This is a genomic window from Anaerolineae bacterium, from assembly GCA_025062375.1.
Lineage (GTDB): Bacteria > Chloroflexota > Anaerolineae > SpSt-600 > SpSt-600 > SpSt-600.
On record JANXAG010000005.1, the window covers coordinates 1 to 19,402 of the forward strand.

Here is a 19,402-nt window from a genome sequence, read left to right on the forward strand (position 1 = left end):
GACCCCCAATTTTCCCCACCCTCGGGGGCATAGGGTTCGCCACGGTTAAGGGTCCCACTCGTGGGCGGGATGCTAAGGGTGGTTGATCGCTCCCTTTTTGAGGTTTCTGGGGAATACCCCCGGGATGGGGGCTTCGCCAGAGGGTTCTTGCTCTTTGAGATACTTTCAATCCGGGTTATAAAAATGAAAGCTGAGCCCCAGGTCTTTCTACTACAGGATCAAGCCCTATGATTTTCTGAAGGCTGTAACGGTCCGGGGTTTTCTCCTGGGCCAGACGCCTGAGGTGGCGATATTTTATGAATTGCCAGCCCTTTAAAGACGACCACAAAGGCATGTTCTTGAGTTTGTACCACACCAGAGCAGCCCTGCCCCCAGGAATTACGACGTAAGAACGAGGAAAAGGCGGGGTAAAATGTCGCAGGAAAAGGCCAGTAAGGGCAGCGGTGCTTTCTACCAGAAAGCCAAAAGATGGGCTAACAATGACGCGAGGAAGTTCACCAAAAACCGCCTTCTCCTCCCATATGAGGTCAAAAGGGGTCCTGCTCCCTTCCCTCACTTCAAACCCCAGTTTTTCCCCCAGTTCCCGAAGGATGCTCATTACCTCTTCTTTGTCCTTTTCCCTTCTTTCAGGTTCGTCTTCCAGCCGAAGACGCCATCCATTTTTTTCCTCCTGGCCGTAAGAGTTAAGGCATTCTTTCAGGAAGTTTGCCTCAGGCACGAGAGGGCCAGGAAATCGCTCGTAGAAGTGTGTTTCAAGTTCGAGAAAAGTTAAGAAGCCCTTTTCCCAAAGAAGCCTGTAAACCTCTAATTCTGCCCGGTCGCTTAAAGGGTTGTGAAGAGGTGAGTAGCCGTGGAGGCCCAGAAGTGCTTCATCAGCCCAGGGTTTTACTTTGTTCATTTCTTTCAAGGAAGCTATTGTTTTTTCCAGAAGGTTCCGGAATTCCTCCCGTTTTAGGTCGCTCCAGTTCCACGCTTTGCGAGAGCTCATCCACCATTCCAAAGCCAGTCGAAGAGAGGGAAGGGAAAGCGGTTCACCACAGTATTCCAGGATTTCCAGTATGGCTTCTTCAAGGATTTCTTCAATTCTTTTGACAATGGCAGGAGTTTCCACTTTCCCGACGCGAGGATTGGAGAAGATAAGTTGCACCTCAAGTTTTTTGTCTTTCTCCCGGAAAGAGAAACTTTCAGGATGTAGACCTGCCCTGATTCCAGCCAGGATGAGGCACTCAGCCATGACGTAGAGGATATCCTGGCCCAGGATGAGGGCAAAACCCCCAGGTTTAAGGAGGCCTTTGAGTTTGATTAAACTTTGTTTCATGGTTTCTTCATACCAGTCCCAACCGAAAGCCCTTTTAAGGGCAAGGGGCCGAAGGGGTTGAGCTGCCGAGGAACCCATCAGCCAGCCAGCCCACAGGAAATTCAAGGCCCACCAGGTTCTATCCAGAGGCGGCGGCTCAATGAGGAGGAGAGAAGCAGAAGCAGGAGGCACCTCTTTTTCCAGCCTCTTTATCCCCCACGGAGATAGAAGCAGTGCAGGCTGTTTTTCTTTTCCGAAGAATTCTTCCGGTTCGGCCAGGGGGAGGGGGCGGAAGAAACGGCGGAGGCTTTCGGCAGCAGCCCGAAAAGCTTTCCAGGCGTTGATCTCCACAAAGTTTTGAGGAGGATGAAGCCGCGTGGGTTTTCTCTTGAGCTCAGGGGACGGATACAGGGAGAGAGATTGGTGCATAGCAACGAGAAGAGCCGTTTTCAAGGCCAGGGACTGGAAAGATTTTTCGGGGAAAAGGGTTTCTATTTTCACAAAGAGGGCATTCAGACAGTGTAGATTGCGCGGGGTATAAACCAGAGGCAAATCCTCAGCTTCGGGTGGGGAAATTTCTCCCGGAGGGAAAAGTCTGCCCAGGACGTACCAGTAATCGGGACCCTTCTCCTTGAGGTTTTCCAGAGGTTTCAGGTCCTTCGGAGCGAGAGGGAAAGTGCCCTGGGTGCCACATCTGGAGCACTTAAGAGCTTTAGCCACCGGAGCTTTTTTCTCCCAGAGGAAAAAATCGGCCTCTACGTTTTCACCACACCCCGGGCATTCTACTTGATAGAGGGATTGAAGGTAATATCGCAGGAGTTTTTCCCCACGTGGGGCATCCATAAGGCGAGTTAAAGCCGGGGAAAATTCCTCCCAGCGGCCGTGAAGGGCTTTGAGGGGGAGGATGGCTAAAGGGTTAAAATTTGAGGCGATAACTTTGTAACCTGAATTCAAAAGCTCAAGGGGCAAGAGGGGGCTCAGGCAAAACGGGATGAGAATTAGCGAGCCAGGAGAGGTTAATTCTCTGGCATAATAAGCAACTACCCCTTCTGGAACCATAGGCCAGAAGGGGTCACCGGCGATAAACTCTGCGGGCCTTCCCGGGAGGAAGCGATCGCCCAAGGTCATCTTCGGCCTTTGTAGTACTCCGGAACAGTCAGGGCAAAAACGGTGGAGATGGCCGGATCTAACATTCGGAAACGTATGCGTGGGTCTATTTCCTCCAGGTCTTTTGAAGTGGTAATTACGGTAGGGAGGCGAGCCACATAGCGGTGGTTGAACAGCTGGTAGAGCTTTTCTCGAGCCCATGGGGTAGCGCTTTCAGTCCCCAGATCGTCCAAAACCAGGAAAGGAGCATTGCGAACTTCTTCAAAGGCCTGGTCGTAGGAGACAGGGCTTGAAGGGCTGAAGGTAGCCCTGAGGTAATCCAGAAAATCGGGGACTACTACGAAGATGACCTGATGGCCCTGGCTGGCTATGTAGTTGGCGATGGCTGCAGCCAAATGGGTTTTGCCGCATCCGGGAGTTTTACCCATAATGACAAGCCAGCCTTCAGGTTTCCTGGCATATTCTTTTGCGATCCGGAGGGCTTCTTTGAGGTTGCGGCGTTCTTCAGGCCTCAGCGTCACCTCGTCAGTTCTCAGGTCAAAATTTTCAAAGGTCATGTGGCGATATAACCCCAAGGCAGAAAGGGAAGAAGAGCTCTGGGAAGTTGCCAGCCGGTAGTCAGGAGCCTTTATGGTGATAATTTCAGTAAAGTCCGGGTCGGCCAGGCGGGAGCGAAGGCGAGGGTCTATCTCTTCCAGCTCCAGGTCAGTGGTGACAACAGTGGGAAGGCGGGCTAAGTAGCGGTGGTTGAGGAGTTGGAAGAGTTTTTCCCGAGCCCAGGAGGTGGTAGAGTGAGCTCCGAGATCGTCCAGGATAAGGAGAGGGGCATTGCGGATTTCATCAAAGCGTTCATCGTAATCCACCAGGGAGCCCGGGGAAAAAGTCGTGCGCAAGTAATCCAGGAGATCAGGGACTGCAATAAATATAGCGGGTTCGCCCTTCTGGAGGCGGTAGTTGGCTATAGCCGCCGCCAGATGGGTCTTTCCAGAGCCATATCCTCCCTTTATTAGGAGCCATCCCTTGGGATTTTGGGCAAAACGCAGAGCTGCTTCGTAAGCGAGTCGGAGGTTCAGGCGCAGCTCCTCAGGAAGCCCAACTCCCTCTGGCTTGAAAGTTTCAAAGGTCATGTGCTGAAGGTAAGAGAGGCTTGTCCAGCGTCCCAGGTGGGCCATTCTCTTCTTTTCCATCTCTTTTATCTTGCACTGGCAAGGGATGAGTTTACCGAAGTCGGGGTGACCCACCGGGACGTCTTTCACGAAGAAGCCTTTACCTTTGCAGTAGGGACAAACTTCGGAAGTTTCAATATTTGATGAATCGGGAGTATTTGCTCCGGAGGAAGCTGTAGCGGTCCTCCTCAGGAGATCGTTTAGCTTTTGCATCGTCCTTCCCTTCCGCAGCCCACCTTTCCAGAATGCGTTTTATGTATCTCCAGTTCCGGATGTTCCTCTCCACTGCAATTTTGAAAGCCTCCTCAATCCACCCTTGAGGGTAGGTGGCTTCAGCTTCCAGAAGCTCTTCGGCTATCAGGGGGGAAACAAGGCCTATATTCTGTTCGTAAAGGGTAAATATAGCAGGCCTTACTTCTTTCAAAGTTACCTTCTTTCCCACAAGGCCCTCCAAAGGCAATTCACCCCGAGAGGCCTTCTCAGCTGCCTGACGCCCTCGCTCGCTGTTCAGAAAGTAGAATTCTTTCTCCTGACCGTCGGCGCTTGCTTTTACCAGAAGGAGGGTACCTCGAGCAACAGCCTTTTCCAGCCCCTTTCTCAGATTTTCCTCAGGCGAAGCTCCTCCCAGGTCCAGAGCTCTGAGGAGCACCGGATCCGATGCCATCTCCTCAAAGCTGACATAAGGGGCCCGATTTTCCCGGTGTTCTATGAGCCAGAATATGTAAAGGGTAACCTTCAGTTCTGGGAGATTGTCAATGAAAGGGAAGAGCTCGCTGAAGAACAAGTCCGGTATGCGAACTACCGGGAGTTTTCCCGAGGGAAAGCCACTAAATCCTCTGCTAAAGTTCCTCATACCCCTCACCAAGCTCAAAATCAAGTCCTTCTCGCAGAAGTTCCACCTCTACGAATTGAGCCACTTCTTTGCGGAAGTAAAGGGGCACGACGCCCGTTGGGCCGTTGCGGTGCTTGGCCACGATAATTTCGGCAATGTTCTGCTTTTCGGTCTCGGGATTGTACATTTCCTCCCGATACACAAACATCACCACGTCCGAGTCTTGCTCTATGCTTCCTGATTCTCTAAGGTCCGAGAGGATAGGCCTTTTATCTTGCCTCTGTTCTACAGCCCGGGAAAGCTGGGAAAGGGCTATCACGGGGATATTGAGTTCCCGGGCTAAAGATTTAAGAGAGCGAGAGATGTAAGAAATTTCCTGCACCCTGTTTTCGGAACGAGAATCTCCCTGCATTAGCTGAAGGTAATCCACAATGATGAGGTCAAGGCCATGCTCAGCGTGAAGGCGGCGGGCCTTAGCCCTCAGTTCCATCGCCGATATAGCTGGGGTGTCATCCAGGAATATGAGGGTTTCCGAGAGGATGCCAATGGCCTGGACCACCCTTGGCCATTCTTCATCCCTTATGAGACCAAGGCGCAATCTCTGGGAATCTACACCGGTCTCAGCAGCCAGAAGGCGCTGGACTACCTGCTCAGCGGACATTTCCAGGCTGAAGATGGCGACCCTCTGACCGTAGCGTTTGGCGGCGTTGTGGGCTATGGATAGGGCAAAGCTGGATTTGCCCATCCCAGGCCTTCCAGCAATTACGATGAAATCGGATTTCTGAAGGCCTCCCAGGAGCTTATCCAGCTGAGAGAAGCCCGTAGGCACACCCATGAATTCACCACGGTGTCGGTGGAGGTATTCTATGCGTTCAAAGTATTCCTCAAGGACTTGCTTTATGTGAAAGACATCGCGGCGGAGGCGGCGCTGGGAGACCCCGAAGATTATTTGCTCCGCTTTATCCACTACCTCTTCCACATTTCCTGAAGCGTCGTAAGCTAAGGAGGCAATTTCCCCAGCGGCTGAGATAAGCCTCCTCAGGGTGGCAGTTCTCTCCACAATTTGAGCATAATGTTCAAGATGAATGGGGGTGGGGACTGCATTTATGAGGGAGGTTATGTAAGCCTCACCCCCCACTTCCCCAAGGATTCCTTTTCTGTTTAGCTCTTCGCACAGAGTTATAAAATCTACAGGCTCTCGCCGCTCATACAAATCAAGGATAGCCTGATAGATGAGGCTGTGGGCTCTGTTGTAAAAATCATCAGGGCGAAGCCATGAAGCTACCTTTACCACCGCTTCGCCATCCAGGAGGAGGCTCCCAAGGACTGATTGTTCAGCTTCCAGATTGTGCGGAGGAAGTCTTTCCACCATGCTTAATCCATCTTCTCCAAACCTTCAAGGTCATCCAGGTCCAGTTTCTCCAGGAAATCCTTGAAGGGCTTGAGATCTTCATCCTTCACTTCTTCTTTCTCCCCGATGACTATCTCTTCTTCGGGGGTGATGGCTGCTTGGTCCATCACCTCATCGGCCACGTAGATGGGGACGTTGGCTCTTACGGCCAGGGCTATGGCGTCGCTCGGGCGTGAATCCACCTCAATTCTGTTGCCGTTGATTTCCAAGATTATCCGGGCATAGAAGGTATCGTTGCGCAAATCGTCCACAACAACGTAGGCAACTTTAGCCCCAAGACTGTGGATCACAGACTTCAGGAGGTCGTGGGTCAAAGGGCGCGCCACCTGCACTCCCTCCAGGTGAATGGCAATCGCATCGGCTTCAAAGGGGCCAATCCAGATAGGAAGGTAGCGGTTTGAACCCACCTCCTTAAGCACAACCACCCTGTGTTGAGATAACAGGCTTACCCTTATGCTATCTACCGTAACTTCAACCATTTTCCTCCTCCTGGATTGCGATTTTCTCAAACTAATTATACCACCTGGGATAGGCTTTGGCAATGGAAGTTTTGTCCTGCAGCCATTTATAGCCTATAATTATTGCCAACAAGGAGGGGAAAGCTTTGCTCAATCAAGCACTGGTAGCTCTTGTCAGAGGCGAAGACCGTTATCAGAACGTTGCCCTGGCGTTGGATCTCATAAAAGACCAGATAAACCTGGGGGGCAAGAAGCTTGTCCTTGTAAAGGTGAATTTTGTCTCTACCACCAATCAGCTGGCTGCGACCCACGTGGAAGCTACAAGGGCAGTGCTGGATTTCGTCCGGGCTCATTATTCGGGCCCTCTCGTGATTGCCGAGGGATCTGCTACCGCCCCTACCTTTGAGGGTTTCAAGAACTACGGCTACCTCCCCCTCGCTTCTGAATACGATGCCATGCTTATGGATTTAAATGCGGACGAGTGGGAGGAAGTGGAGATATTGGACTATCGCTTGCGTCCCATGAAAGTGCGGGTGGCCAGGACAGTTCTGGAAAGCGATTTCCGCATAAGTGTAGCTCCTCCAAAAACCCACGACACCGTAGTGGTGACTCTTTCCCTCAAGAATATAATCGTGGGTAGTTTGATTCAGGACCAGGGAGGAACTTCCGCTCTAGTAAATCTGGTTAAACGCTTCACTCCTTCATGGGTTTCCTCTTCCCCTCTGGCTCAGAGGCTCAAAACACAGGCTTCGGGGAACCTTTTCCGGAACGATAAAGCCGCCATTCACCAGGGATATGAAGCCATAAACCTCAACATGTACCGACTGGCAAAGGTGCTCTGGCCCCATCTTTCGGTTATAGACGGTTTTGAGGGAATGGAAGGAAATGGCCCAATCTCCGGCAGCCCTGTGCCCTGGCGGATCGCTCTGGCCGGGACAGACCCTCTGGCTGTGGATTCCCTGACTACTTACCTTATGGGTTTTGACCCGGATGAGGTGGGTTACCTTTACTACTGCAAAGTCAGAAACCTTGGGGTGGGCGATCTCGCCAGAATAAAGGTGGTGGGAAATGTTTCCCCCGAGGAAGTCCGCCGGCGCTTTCGTCCTCACCCATCCTATAGAGCACAGCTTTCCTGGAAGTTTTCGGAGGCAGAAAGCTACCTGTGAAGGCAAAAGTTCTTTTCATGGGCTCACCTGGCTTTGCCGTCCCGATATTGAAAGAATTGCTGGCTTCCCACCATGTGGTGGGAGTAATCACTCAGCCCGACAGGCCAGCGGGAAGAGGCCTTAAACTCAAGCCCCCGCCCGTTAAAGAGCTGGCCCTGGCCCACAATATCCCCATTCTTCAGCCTGAAAGCCTGAGGCGTGAAGGGGCTATCAACTGGATAAAGGAGAAAGACCCAGATGTAATTGTGGTGGCAGCCTTCGGGCAGATTCTTCCCCCGGCTGTGCTTCAGATTCCTCCCCATGGATGCCTCAACGTCCACGCATCCCTGCTCCCCCGCTACAGAGGGGCAGCGCCCATCCCGGCCGCCATCCTCAACGGCGACCAGGAAACCGGCATTACCATAATTCTGATGGACGAAGGCCTTGATACTGGCCCGGTGGTGGCCCGCAGGGCTATCCCCATCTCGCCCGAAGATACAGCCGGCACCCTCGCTGACAAACTTGCTGCCCTCGGGGCCGAACTTCTGCTGGAAATCCTGCCAGCGTGGGTCAACGGGCAAATAGAACCTCAGCCTCAGGAAGGCGAAGCTACTTATACAAAGCCCATCAGGAAAGAGGAAGGTCTTTTGGACTGGAGGCTTTCCGGGGAAGTCCTGGCCAGGAAAGTGAGAGCCTTCAACCCCTGGCCCGGCGCTTTCACCTTCTGGAAGGGCAAGCTCCTCAAAATCTGGAAAGCCCTCCCGGTTACCTCCACAGCAGAAAATGCGCCAGGAACGGTCTTCAGAGATAACGAGGGAATAAAAGTGGCCTGCGGCTCGGGAGCCCTGCTCCTGAAAGAAATTCAAATTGAGGGCAAAGGCAGGGTAGGGCCTGAAGAGTTTGCCAGAGGTTACAGGGATTTCATAGGTTCCACCCTCACATCAACCCCAGCAGAAAGCTCTCGGTAGGGAAAAGCGAGGCCCTCTCCATAAGTTGGCGGTCGGACATTATAAGGCGTGGGTGGCCTTTCCCGGCAACCTGACCCTCAGCCATTACTACCCATTCTTCTGCCACCGCCTGGGCAAATTCCAGGTCGTGGGTTACCAAAACTGTGGTGCGGCCTTTTTCTTTCATGGTTTTCAAGAGCACTGCGAGACGCTGGCGGAAAAATTCATCCTGACCAGCAGTGGGTTCATCCAGGATTATGATTTCTGGCTTTGAAGCCAGTACCGAAGCAAAGGCCACCCTTCTTTTCTCTCCCTCGCTCAGAGAAAGGGGAGGCTTATCCAGAAGCTTCCCCAGTCCAAAGAGCTCTTCTATTTCCTTGACCCAGTTTTCGTCCAGCTTTTTGAGGAAACGTGGCCCCACGAGAATTTCTTCCCGAACAGAAGGGGAGAAAAGTTGTTCTTCGGGGTTCTGAAAGGCAATTCCAACCCTTCTGGCCAGCTCTGAAACTTTTATCCTGCGCGTATCTACCCCCAATACTTCCACAGTCCCTGAGGAGGGCCTGAGGAGGCCATTGAAATGTTTTATCAGGGTAGTCTTGCCTGCTCCGTTGGCGCCAACGATGGCCACAATTTCCCCTTCCCCAATTTCAAGGTTTATCCCGTCCAAAATTTTGCGGCCGTTCAGGACCTGGTCTACATCCTGGCATTTTACCGCTGGGGAAGCCCGGTTGCCCTCGTCTGAGAAGCTTGAAGGCGTTAAACCTTCCGGTTTAACGTAGGGCAGGGCTTCTTCCACGGTGAGCAGGATCTCTGGAAGGCCAAGTTTTCGGGAAAGCTTTACCGGAGCCGGCAGGTTTAACCCCAATTCTTCCACGGGCTCCTTGAGCACCATGCGGGGTGACCCATCCAGCTGGATTTTTCCTTCCGCCACCACAATCATCCTGGAAACGTATGGGAGGACACAGCGCAATCTGTGTTCAGCCACTATCACGGTGATACCTAAGCGGTTTACTTCCCTCAGGGCTTCGGCCACTCTCCTTGCGCCTACGGGGTCCAAGTGGGCGAAGGGTTCATCCAAGGCCAGCACCGAAGGTTTCAGAGCCAGCATTGCTCCGATAGCTACCAGCTGCTTTTCCCCTCCAGAAAGAAGGCGCGGCGGTCGAGCCAGAAGGTGTTTTATCTTCAGGGTCTCCGCTACCCATTCCACCCTTTCAGCGATTTCCCCGCGAGGAAGGCCTAGGCTTTCCAGCCCAAAGACCATCTCCCCTTCCACTGTCCCGGTGAAAAGTTGAGCGTCCGGGTTCTGAAAAACAATACCAACCTGGGAAAAAAGCTCGTGGACAGGATGGGAGGAGGTGTCAAGCCCCCCAACTGTCACCAGGCCCGACATTTTCCCCCGGAAATAGTGGGGGATAAGGCCGTTGAGAGCTCTGAGGAGGGTGGATTTCCCCCCTCCGCTTGGTCCGCAGAGAAGGACAAATTCACCTGCTTCTATCCGCAGGTTTACCCCCTTTACAGCCTCCTTCCCTCTTTCGTAGGAAAACGAGAAATCTCTGAGCTCAATCACAGCTCCACGATCCTTGCACCCTCCGCGAGGATTTCTGGAGTGAGGTTGAAGAGTTCGTCAAAGAGGTGAACTTTAAAGCTGGCGGGGCCTGAAGCCCTTTGGGCTGCCAGCTCCGCCGCCAAGCCAAAGCAGGCCAGTCCCCCAGCCGCAGCCACGAGGTAATCCTTTTCCACAGCGGCAAAGGCTGCTATGGCCGTGGTGGCCATGCATCCGGAACCGGTGATGGTGGTTAAAAGGGGGTGGCCATTGTCCACCCCCAATACCCTTTCCCCGTCTGAAACAAAGTCCCTCTTTCCGGTGATGGCCACCACGGCCCTCCAGAGCTGAGCAGCCTGACGCGAGGCTCTGGCAGGGTCTTCAACGCCTCTAATGCTTTCCACGCCCCTCACTTCCGCCTCAAGCCCCATAAGGGCTCCGATCTCTCCCGAGTTACCCCTGACGATGCTCACTTTTAATTCCCTGATAATCCGCAGAGCTGACTCAGTTCGGAGTTGTGTAGCTCCCGCCCCGACTGGGTCCAGTACTATTGGGATGCCGATTTCCGATGCCTTTTTGCCAGCCTTCAGCATAGCTTCAATCCTGGAGATGGTCAGGGTGCCGATATTGAGCACCAGGGCTGAGGCTTTGGAAGTCATTTCCTCCACCTCTTCAGGGGCGTGGGCCATGACCGGGAGAGCCCCCAGGTGCAGGGTAACATTGGCAGTATCGTTCATCACCACATAATTGGTTATGTGGTGGATGAGGGGTTTATCCTGCCGAATGCGCACCAGAGCTTCGGCAATTTGTTCGTTCAGGCTTTTCATCTGATAACCTCTAACAAGGGTTGACCTCTGGTCTCACGCCCCAGGACCGCTGTGGCTAATCCGCCCAGAAGGAAAGCGAAAGCGTAGAGGCTCAGGGCTGCGGTAAGGGAGAAAGAAAGGAGATAACCTCCGAGGGTAGGAGCAATTGCTCCTGCTATCCTGGTCATGCCGCTTGCCCAGCCCATGCCTGTAGTCCGGACTTCTGTTGGGTAAAGTTCCGGGGTGTAGGCGTAGAGGCAGCCCCAGGCTCCTAGACAGAAGAAGCTCATGAGCACTGCGGCCCAGAGGATGGAGGAGAGCCCCGTTGCCACAGCAAAAAGATAGGTAAAGAGCCCGCTCATGACCATGTAAAAGGCCAGGGATGGTTTTCTACCCCATTTCTCCACAAGATAAGCTGCTGAAAAGTACCCGGGAAGCTGAGCCAGAGACATGAGAAAGACGTTGGCGTAAGTTTGGAGGAAAGTGAAGCCACGGGCGACGAAAATCCTGGGAAGCCAGATGAAAACCCCGTAGTAGCCCAGAGAAATGGTGAACCATACTATCCAGAGCATCAGTGTAATGGGGACAAGATGACTTTTCCAGAGGGCGGGGACAGTAACCTTTGTCTGGCGTCTCTCGGCCACGAGCCCAGGTATTTCCACCTGCACGCCGTTTTCCCTGGCCACCTGCTCCAGGACTTTGCGGGCTTCTTCTTCCCGTCCGCTTATAAGCAGATAGCGTGGAGATTCGGGGACGTAGCGGCGGATGAAGTAGATTATCACCCCTGGCACTGCCGAAACTGCCAGGAGGGCCCTCCAGCCCACCCTTGGGACGATGAGCCAGGCAAGCCCTGCCGCCAGGATGGCTCCCACAGCCCAGAAGCTTTCCAGGATCACAAGGTAGCGGCCTCGCCTGTCCTTGGGGAGGTATTCGGCGAAGATGGAATAGTCTACGGGCAAAGTTCCCCCTACTCCGAAGCCCGTAAGGGCCCTCAGGAGAGCAAGCACCGGGAAATTGGGGGCCAGAGCTGAGAGAAAACCGAAGACGGAATCCACCAGCACCGTAAGTTGAAAGCCAAGCCTCCTCCCGATGTAGTCGGAAATAGTTCCCCAGAACCAGGCTCCAGCCAACATCCCCAGGAATATAGCAGTCCCCAGGAAGCCAGCCTGGGCTGTTGAGAGCCCCCACTCCTTCATAAGGGCCGGGATCACGAAGGAAATGATCAGGACTTCCATAGCGTCAGCAGCCCACCCAGCCCCGCATATGAAAAGCAATTTGATCTGAAAGCGGCCGAAACCTATGCGTTCAATGGCTTCTTCAAGGGTTAGCTTCCTCATAGGCCTTTACCTTTACCAGTGGAATCCGGCTCTTTTCAAGCCCAGGAGTATCAACACTCCCAGGATTGAACCGACGATAGTGCTGGCCGAAAAGGCCAGTATAAAGGTTCCCAAAGCCATAGTTTTCTTAAGGAAGACGGGGCCGATAATCAGGGCGCTCAGAGTTGAAGCTATGAGTCCGGTTCCCACGATTTCGGCCAGGGCCGCTAGATAAATGTTCCGGCTGAGCCTGTAGGCCCATCCGGCTAAGAAAGCCCCTATCATGCCTCCAGGAAAAGCGAAGATTGTTCCCAAGTGGAGGGCGTTGCGTATTATGGCTGTGGCAGTGGCCACGGCCAGAGCATACCATGGCCCTAATATAACCCCGCCTATGACGTTGACCATGTGCTGGATCGGGTAGATTTTAGTTATGCCCACGGGGATGAAGAAAGGGGAAAGAGCCACCGCCAAAGCTGTAAGAACCACAGCATAGGCCACTTTCCTTGCCTGAGTCATGATTTCACCTCCCTGAAATTTAAGGCTAAATGGATAGCAAAGGCTACCACAAAGCTGGGAATTGAAGCCCCAAGCCAGGGGATAAGCCGCACTACGGCCTGGTAAGTGACTAGTCCCAGAATCCAGGCCACAAGCCCTTTCCAATTGAAGCCCCCGGCAAACCAGTAGCTTCCTCTGGGCTGATAAAGCTCTTCAGTCCTATACTTCCCCTTTTCTACGAAGAAATAGTGAGCTGCCAGCACCCCAAAAAGCGGGACAAAAACCGAACCTATGAGGAGCAGGAAGTTTTCGTATTGAGCTATGGGCACCGTAATCCCAAGGATGAAACAGATGAGCCCCGTTATGACCACCAGTACCCATTGAGGAACTCTGGGCAAGATATTCTGGCCCGAAACAGCAGCGCTGTAAATATCAGCAAAAGCATTGTCGGTTTCGTCTACCAGGATCAGAACCAAAGCCACCATCCCACCGGTCAAGCTGAGGATGGCCGGGATAAGCTCTCTTGTGCCCAGAGCCAGGATGAACAGAGCTCCCAGGGCGTAGAACCAGACGTTAGCCACGAAATAGCCCAGATAGGTTCCCCAGAAAGCACTTCCAGCCTTTCGGGCAAAGCGGTTGTAATCGGCCACAAGGGGCATCCAGGAGATGGGCATCGCTATCACGAGATCAAGCCCAATAAGAAAGGGGAGCTCTCCTGTTCCCGGCTTCCGCCAGAGGGCAGGAATATCGTAACGGCTGAGGAGATACCAAGTGAGGTAAATCGTTATCCCATAAACGAGCCAGATAGCGAATTTTTCAATCCACTCCCTCACCACCATAAGGGGGCCGCCTATGGCCATGAGGGTGCACCAGATGGAGAAAAAGGCGACCCAGGGGACGAAGGCGGAGAAACCTAAGAGCTTCTCGGTGATCTGGGAAGCCGCCTCAGCCATTATTATGACTTCAAAGGCTCCCCAGCCAATGAGCTGGAGGATGTTGAGGATAGTGGGCAAGTAAGAGCCCCTTATGCCCAGAACAGGCCTTAGCAGCACCATGGTGGGGATGGCCTCCCTGCTTCCGATATAGCCAGCCAAGGCCAGAAGAGCATTTCCTATAAGAGTGCCGAGGACAATGGCCAGCATGGCCTGACTCAAACCAAGGCCGGGGACCAGCAGAGAACCTGCCAGGAAAACCAGGAGCCCAACACCCAGGCTTGACCAGAGAGCAAAATAATCAATGAAACCCATTATCCTGTGAGGAGGGGGAACTGGCTCTATTCCCCATTCCGGTGGCCTCTGGATCTTAATGGGCGACATACCGCACCTCCTTTTATAGGCAAATCAAAAAGGACCGCCAGCCGTAGAAAGACCTGCGGTCCTTTTAAAACCGTCGCTTCCCTACGCTGGCATTACCCAGATCAGGTTCCAGGGTCGGCGGAGGTCCTTACGGATTGTCCGCCCTCTCAGCCCGGCTCCCCCGAGCTCCCCCAGCGACCTTCGCTATTCAATTGTTCATTCCCAATTATAACCACTCAGTTTTTTTTGTCAAACTCAAGCCACCTTACCCTGAAACAGAGCGGTTGACTTCCCTACACTCTAAGTGCGATATATACTTAGCCAGAGACTTTGTCGGAAGGAGGTGCAGATGAAAGTTCTGGTAACTGGAGCCACGGGCTTCATCGGAAGCCATCTGGTGGAAAAACTCCTGGCTGAAGGGTATGAAGTTAGAGGTATGACCACAAGCCCTACAAGGGCCCAAAAGCTCAAGGAGAAAGGGGTGGAGCCCTTTCTGGGCGACCTCAGAAACTACGATGCGGTCAGGGAAGCCACAAGAGGAGTGAGCCTGGTGTTCCACCTCGGGGCTATATTGAGCGATTGGGGACCATGGGAGCTTTTCTATCAGGTCAACGTCCTGGGGACCGCCAACGTCCTCAGAGCGGCGTTGGAGGAGAAAGTAGAAAGGGTGGTTTACACATCATCCATAGCCGCCACGGGCCTTGAAGATTACCCGGGCCTCAAGGATGAAGGTTTTCCCCTAACATCAAGCTCCCATCCATATTGCCGCTCCAAGGCTGAAGCTGAAAGGATAGCCCGTGATTTTATGGCCAGAGGGCTTCCTGTGGTTATCCTTCGACCGGTTTACGTCTATGGACCAGGCGAAAGGAATGTGGGAGTCTACACAGTGGCCAGACTATTGAAAGTGGGTTTTCGCCTCCTTCCGGGCGACGGCCAGAATTACCATCATCGGATTTATGTAAAAGACCTGGTGGAAGGGATAATGCTGGCCGCAACCCGGAAAGAAGCCCTTGGTCAAACTTATATCCTTGGTGGGCCCTTGAGGAGAGCTAAGGAATTCTGGGGGACACTGGCTCGCCTTATGGGCACTTCTATAATCTGGGTGCCCATTCAGGTAGGATGGGCTTTCGCTTTCCCCTTTGAGATAGCTTACAGGCTTTTCCCCCTGCAGGGCCCTCCCCTCATAAGTTTCTTCCGGATAAGGATTCTCACCAACAACAACGCCTGGGACTGCTCCAAAGTCCAGCGAGAACTCGGGTTTATCCCTCGCACTGATATAGAAGAAGGGCTCAGGGAAACCCTCAGATGGTGGAGGGAACATGGCTGGCTATAAAGAGCGTTTGGCTTTCCTCAGGAAAGCAGGGATCTCCAGGTTATCTTCGGGTAAAGGTCTTTCGGGCACCGGGAACTTTATAATTTTGGGTCTTTCCTGAGGGGCTGCGGCTCTGATTTCCCGGTGGAATCCAGTGGCAATGATGGTTACCTGAACCTCATCCCTCATCTCCGGCTCCAGAACAACTCCGAAGAAAATCTCGGCATCGGGATGGGCTTTGCTCTTAACCAGGGCAGCCGCTTCATAGACCTCATGGAGGGAAAGGTCAAGGCCTCCGGTAAAGTTCAGGAGAACACCTCTTGCTCCATCTATGCTCACATCCAGAAGCTGATTGCTTATGGCCGCCTGGACAGCTTTTACAGGCCCATTTTCCCCCGAAGCCTTTCCCATCGCCATAAGAGCGTTACCGCCGTCCTTCATAACCGCTCTAACGTCGGCAAAGTCCAGGTTTATAAGCCCTGGTTTAGTTATGAGTTCCGAAATCCCCTGAACTGCCTGGCGGAGAACTTCATCGGCGAGGGCAAAGGCTTCCCGGAAAGAGACCTTCTTATCGGCCACTTCCAGGAGGCGGTCGTTGGGGATTACTATAAGGGTATCCACGGCCTTTTCCAGCTCTTCTATCCCTTTCTGGGCTACGAGGGCTCTCTTTTTGCCTTCAAAGGAAAAGGGCTTGGTTACAACTCCTACTACTAAGGCTTCTGCCTCCTTGGCCAGTTTCCCGATAATGGGGGCTGCTCCGGTGCCTGTTCCGCCTCCCATCCCAGCCGTGATGAAAATCATGTCGGCTCCTTCTACTGCCTGGGAGAGTTCTTCTATGGATTCTTCAGCTGCCCTGCGACCTATTTCGGGGTCGCCTCCTGCTCCGAGGCCTTTGGTAAGTTTTTCTCCTATCTGAATCCGGTTGGGAGCCCTGGATAGCAGAAGAACTTGACTGTCGGTGTTGACGGCGATGAACTCAACACCTGCAATCCCCACATCTATCATCCGGTTTATAGCGTTGCAGCCGCCTCCACCGACCCCTATAACTTTTATTCGGGCGAAGTTTTCTCCGCTTTCTCCTATCCTTTCCATAGGCCTCCCCCTTTAGTAAGGTAAGAGAGTCTTTAGCCATTCAATGGCCCTTTCCTTCCAAGATTTACGGGTTCCCCTGATCTTAAGGATTCTCTGGCGAACTGGCCAGAGCAGAAGCCCAACAGCCGTAGCATAGGCAGGACTTCCCAGCATTTCCACAAGACCCTGGACCCCTGAAGGTTTACCCACTCGCACTGGCATCTCCAGGTATCGCTTCCCCAGTTCATCAATTCCCTTTATTTCAGCGGTGCCCCCGCATAGGACAAGCCCCGCCGGCAAAAGGCCAGCGTAACCTGTTTTCTGGGCTTCGCGATATAAAAAATCAAACATTTCCTCCACCCTGGCCTGGATTATTTCAGCCATGAAACGGCGAGATATAAGTTCCTTCTTGGGACTCCCGAAAACCATAGCTTCTATCCCTTCGTCTTCCCCAACCTCTTCTGCCAGAGCGCACCCGTATTTTTTCTTTATCTCTTCAGCCGAGGAAAAAGGCATCCGAAGGCCAAAGGCTATATCGCTGGTAATCATGTTCCCGCCGATTTCCAGAGAACTGGTGAAAAGCACGCTCCCATCCATATAGATAGCAATGTCAGTCGTGCCTCCCCCGATATCGGCTAAAATTACTCCCATCTCTTTTTCCGAGGGAGTAAGAACTGCCTCTCCCGAAGCCAGGGCTGCCAGGATGAATTTTTCCGGCTCTATACCCACTTCTTTAAGGCATTTTCTCAGGTTATTAACTGCATGCCCCGAAGCGGTCACAATGAGCACTTCGGCTTCAAGCCTTGAGCCCTCCATGCCTGTAGGGTCCTGGATTCCCGGCTGACCATCCACGGTAAAATGTCGTGGGATAACGTGGATTATCTCCTGGCTATACGGAATGGAAATAGCGCTGGCGGCCTCTATAACCCTGGCCACGTCCTCCGCCGTTATGCCCCCAGGACGCCGGTGTAAAGCTATCATCCCCCGGCTGCTCATGGAAAAGATGTGGGAGCCCGTCAGGCTCACGTAGGCCCGGGAAACTGTTAGCCCCGCCAGTTTCTCTGCTTGCTCCACTGATTCCATTACAGATTGAGCCAGCTGAGAAATATTAACCACACTCCCCTTCTTCATACCCCTGGAAGGGGCATTTCCAAATCCTATGATTTGGATAATGGCTTCCTCCTCTTTCTCTTCTACCTCCGCTATGAGGGTGCAAACTTTCGTCGTGCCCACGTCAATGGCTGCAGTTATTCTGGCCACTTCTTCCCCTCACTTCATCGCAGGTAAACGGGTGCATCAGGTGCTCTAACATCTATATAGACAGGCCTTATCCCCTCGGCTTCAAGGTGTTCCAAAGTATAGCGGAAGGCTTCAAGGCGCAGTGGCATGAGGGATAAGTCCAAGCCTAAATATACCGGATAGCCTGCCCTAGCCATGAGGATGAAACCTTCATTGGGGTGATAGTGCAATTCCCCTTCTCTTTCCACCCCAAGCTCTTTAAGCTTCAGGGCCACTTTAAGAACCACCCAGGAGAGCCTATCGCCCGGGCGCACAGGCCCTCCGGAGTCATCCACAAGGCGGAAGAGGCCCGTTGGCCCCACCCTGTTTTCCATAATAACCCCTTCCCGGTCCACCAGGAAAGATCTGCCCCCGCTTATAAGCTCCATCACTGGCTCCCGCTCCTCAACGGTCACCACCACTTTCGGGGGAAAGTGGACTGATACGTAGGCCCTTTTAACTTCCGTAATACCTTCAAGCTTTCTCTGACATTGGTCCGAATCCACAAAGAAAATGTGATAGTATTCAAGCCCACACAGGGCTTTAACCACATCGGAGGTTACAACTTTTCCACCTCTGATTATCACGGGGTAATCGTAGAATTCCCAGGCGAGGCCTGAATAGAAGAAAAAGGCCATAATGGAAAGTATAATTCCCACCGCCGCCCACCGATGGGGAGAAAAAGCTTTGAGCCTGGCAGGAGCAAGAGCTATCGGACGGATAACATTGCGGTAAAGGAAGTGTCGTCGTTGACGCCTCCTCACCGAGCGGGGAGCCCTCCTCATTCTTCCTCCGGCGTGTAGGAAGTTTCGCAACGGCTTTTGTCTTCAAATCTTTCCAGAGCCAGCTCAATGAGCCTGTCCAGAAGCTCAGGGTAAGGTATTCCGCTGGCCTCCCACATCTTGGGATACATGCTGGTAGCCGTAAAACCAGGAATTGTGTTTATTTCGTTCACGTAAACCTCACCGGTATCCCGATCCAGGAAGAAATCTACTCTGGCCATTCCAGCACAATCCACTGCAATAAAGGCTTTTATGGCCAGTTCCTGTATGTAACGGGCGAGGTCTTGGGGAATGGGGGCGGGGATGATAAGATCGCTTTCCCCCGGAATGTACTTGGCTTTGTAATCGTAAAATTCCCGATGAGGAACCACTTCTCCCGGTATGGAGGCGATGGGGTCGTCATTGCCCAGGACGCTACACTCAATTTCCCGGGCATTTATCGCCACCTCCACCAGCATCTTGCGGTCGTACCGAGCGGCAGTTTTGAGGGCTCTTTCCAGCTCTTCCCTGTTCTTGGCCTTGGAAACCCCTACACTGGAACCCAGATTGGCAGGTTTAACGAAGCAGGGGTAACCTATTTCCTCTTCCACCCGCTCCAGGATGGGGTAGGGATCCTTCTCCCAGTGCTTGCGCTTTATTACCAGATGCTTTACCACCGGCAGGCCGTGGGCCCTGAAAACGGCCTTCATGGTGGGCTTATCCATCCCCACTGCCGAGGCCAGAACCCCCGCTCCTACATACGGTATCCCGGCAAGCTCCAGAAGCCCCTGAACCGTGCCATCTTCACCGTAAGGGCCATGAAGGACAGGAAAAACCACATCCAGCTCCTGAAGTTTCAGGGTTTTAATGCTTGAGCTTTGTTCTGAAAGGTCTAACCTCATGATGGCCTTTTGAGTTGGGTCTCCCAAAAGAGCCACTGGGACGCTGCTTTCAAGAGCATTGGCCTTGAGGGCCTGAAGGGGGTCGCCAAAGGCGATCCATCTGCCTTCCTTGGTTATACCTATCGGGATAATTTCGTATTTGGTCTTGTCCAGGGCAGCGATGACCGATTGGGCTGAGGCGAGGGAAACTTCGTGCTCCCCGCTTCTTCCCCCAAAGATTACTCCTACCCTTAGCTTTCGGGTCATTTTCTGCCTCCTGC

The 19,402-nt window shown here is 53.1% G+C and carries 17 protein-coding genes and 1 riboswitch; of the genes, 3 read left to right on the top strand and 14 right to left on the bottom strand.

Annotated elements, in window-relative coordinates; all coding sequences use genetic code 11:
• Window positions 1-175 precede the first annotated feature (175 nt).
• Genes NZ653_02350 through NZ653_02370 form a run of 5 tightly spaced genes read right to left on the bottom strand, consistent with a single transcriptional unit; the run spans window position 176 to window position 6,292 of the window.
• Complete coding sequence (locus NZ653_02350; GenBank protein MCS7285972.1) at window positions 176-2,425, bottom strand: hypothetical protein; 2,250 nt, start codon at window positions 2,423-2,425, stop codon at window positions 176-178.
• Entirely contained in the window at window positions 2,422-3,783 is a 1,362-nt protein-coding gene (locus tag NZ653_02355) for an ATP-binding protein (protein MCS7285973.1), read from the bottom strand. Before NZ653_02355 ends, NZ653_02350 begins: the two co-directional genes overlap by 4 nt.
• Window positions 3,704-4,423, bottom strand: a complete 720-nt coding sequence (locus NZ653_02360) for a DnaD domain protein (GenBank protein ID MCS7285974.1) — start codon at window positions 4,421-4,423, stop codon at window positions 3,704-3,706. The genes NZ653_02355 and NZ653_02360 overlap by 80 nt, the downstream gene beginning before the upstream one ends.
• Complete coding sequence (dnaB, locus tag NZ653_02365; protein MCS7285975.1) at window positions 4,410-5,774, bottom strand: replicative DNA helicase; 1,365 nt, start codon at window positions 5,772-5,774, stop codon at window positions 4,410-4,412. Before dnaB ends, NZ653_02360 begins: the two co-directional genes overlap by 14 nt.
• A gap of 2 nt (window positions 5,775-5,776) precedes the next feature.
• Complete coding sequence (locus NZ653_02370) at window positions 5,777-6,292, bottom strand: bifunctional nuclease family protein (GenBank protein ID MCS7285976.1); 516 nt, start codon at window positions 6,290-6,292, stop codon at window positions 5,777-5,779.
• Window positions 6,293-6,417: 125 nt separating this feature from the next.
• On the opposite strand from NZ653_02370, the gene NZ653_02375 reads away from it, so the two are divergent.
• A complete protein-coding gene (locus NZ653_02375; protein ID MCS7285977.1) occupies window positions 6,418-7,437 on the top strand; it encodes a DUF362 domain-containing protein in 1,020 nt (339 codons plus the stop codon).
• Window positions 7,434-8,384 (top strand): methionyl-tRNA formyltransferase, encoded by a 951-nt coding sequence (fmt, locus tag NZ653_02380; GenBank protein MCS7285978.1) that lies wholly within the window; start codon window positions 7,434-7,436, stop codon window positions 8,382-8,384. The genes NZ653_02375 and fmt overlap by 4 nt, the downstream gene beginning before the upstream one ends.
• Here the strand turns inward: fmt and NZ653_02385 are convergent.
• Genes NZ653_02385 through cytX form a run of 5 tightly spaced genes read right to left on the bottom strand, consistent with a single transcriptional unit; the run spans window position 8,353 to window position 13,839 of the window.
• On the bottom strand, window positions 8,353-9,930 hold the full coding sequence (locus NZ653_02385) for an energy-coupling factor ABC transporter ATP-binding protein (protein ID MCS7285979.1): 1,578 nt from the start codon (window positions 9,928-9,930) through the stop codon (window positions 8,353-8,355). The two genes, fmt and NZ653_02385, sit on opposite strands and share 32 nt — an antisense overlap.
• Window positions 9,927-10,733 (bottom strand): hydroxyethylthiazole kinase, encoded by an 807-nt coding sequence (thiM, locus tag NZ653_02390; GenBank protein MCS7285980.1) that lies wholly within the window; start codon window positions 10,731-10,733, stop codon window positions 9,927-9,929. The genes NZ653_02385 and thiM overlap by 4 nt, the downstream gene beginning before the upstream one ends.
• The gene (locus tag NZ653_02395) at window positions 10,730-12,049 is read right to left on the bottom strand and encodes an MFS transporter (GenBank protein MCS7285981.1); all 1,320 of its coding nucleotides are present in this window, start codon (window positions 12,047-12,049) and stop codon (window positions 10,730-10,732) included. The genes thiM and NZ653_02395 overlap by 4 nt, the downstream gene beginning before the upstream one ends.
• A 12-nt stretch (window positions 12,050-12,061) precedes the next feature.
• A complete protein-coding gene (gene thiW / locus NZ653_02400) occupies window positions 12,062-12,544 on the bottom strand; it encodes an energy coupling factor transporter S component ThiW (protein MCS7285982.1) in 483 nt (160 codons plus the stop codon).
• On the bottom strand, window positions 12,541-13,839 hold the full coding sequence (gene cytX, locus NZ653_02405; GenBank protein MCS7285983.1) for a putative hydroxymethylpyrimidine transporter CytX: 1,299 nt from the start codon (window positions 13,837-13,839) through the stop codon (window positions 12,541-12,543). The genes thiW and cytX overlap by 4 nt, the downstream gene beginning before the upstream one ends.
• 61 nt (window positions 13,840-13,900) lie before the next feature.
• Window positions 13,901-14,021: riboswitch (TPP riboswitch) on the bottom strand.
• Window positions 14,022-14,167: 146 nt separating this feature from the next.
• On the opposite strand from cytX, the gene NZ653_02410 reads away from it, so the two are divergent.
• Window positions 14,168-15,151 carry an NAD-dependent epimerase/dehydratase family protein gene (locus NZ653_02410; protein ID MCS7285984.1) on the top strand — a complete coding sequence of 328 codons (984 nt, stop codon included), beginning with the start codon at window positions 14,168-14,170 and terminating at the stop codon, window positions 15,149-15,151.
• On the opposite strand, the gene ftsZ is transcribed toward NZ653_02410, so the two are convergent.
• From ftsZ to NZ653_02430, 4 genes are read right to left on the bottom strand one after another with little or no spacing between them, the layout of a single operon-like run.
• A complete protein-coding gene (gene ftsZ / locus NZ653_02415; protein MCS7285985.1) occupies window positions 15,146-16,222 on the bottom strand; it encodes a cell division protein FtsZ in 1,077 nt (358 codons plus the stop codon). The two genes, NZ653_02410 and ftsZ, sit on opposite strands and share 6 nt — an antisense overlap.
• Before the next feature lie 12 nt (window positions 16,223-16,234).
• On the bottom strand, window positions 16,235-17,461 hold the full coding sequence (gene ftsA, locus NZ653_02420; protein ID MCS7285986.1) for a cell division protein FtsA: 1,227 nt from the start codon (window positions 17,459-17,461) through the stop codon (window positions 16,235-16,237).
• A 14-nt stretch (window positions 17,462-17,475) separates the two neighbouring features.
• The gene (locus tag NZ653_02425; protein ID MCS7285987.1) at window positions 17,476-18,264 is read right to left on the bottom strand and encodes an FtsQ-type POTRA domain-containing protein; all 789 of its coding nucleotides are present in this window, start codon (window positions 18,262-18,264) and stop codon (window positions 17,476-17,478) included.
• Window positions 18,261-19,388: a D-alanine--D-alanine ligase gene (locus NZ653_02430; GenBank protein ID MCS7285988.1), complete on the bottom strand. Its 1,128-nt coding sequence runs from the start codon at window positions 19,386-19,388 to the stop codon at window positions 18,261-18,263. The genes NZ653_02425 and NZ653_02430 overlap by 4 nt, the downstream gene beginning before the upstream one ends.
• Between the last annotated feature and the right edge of the window lie 14 nt (window positions 19,389-19,402).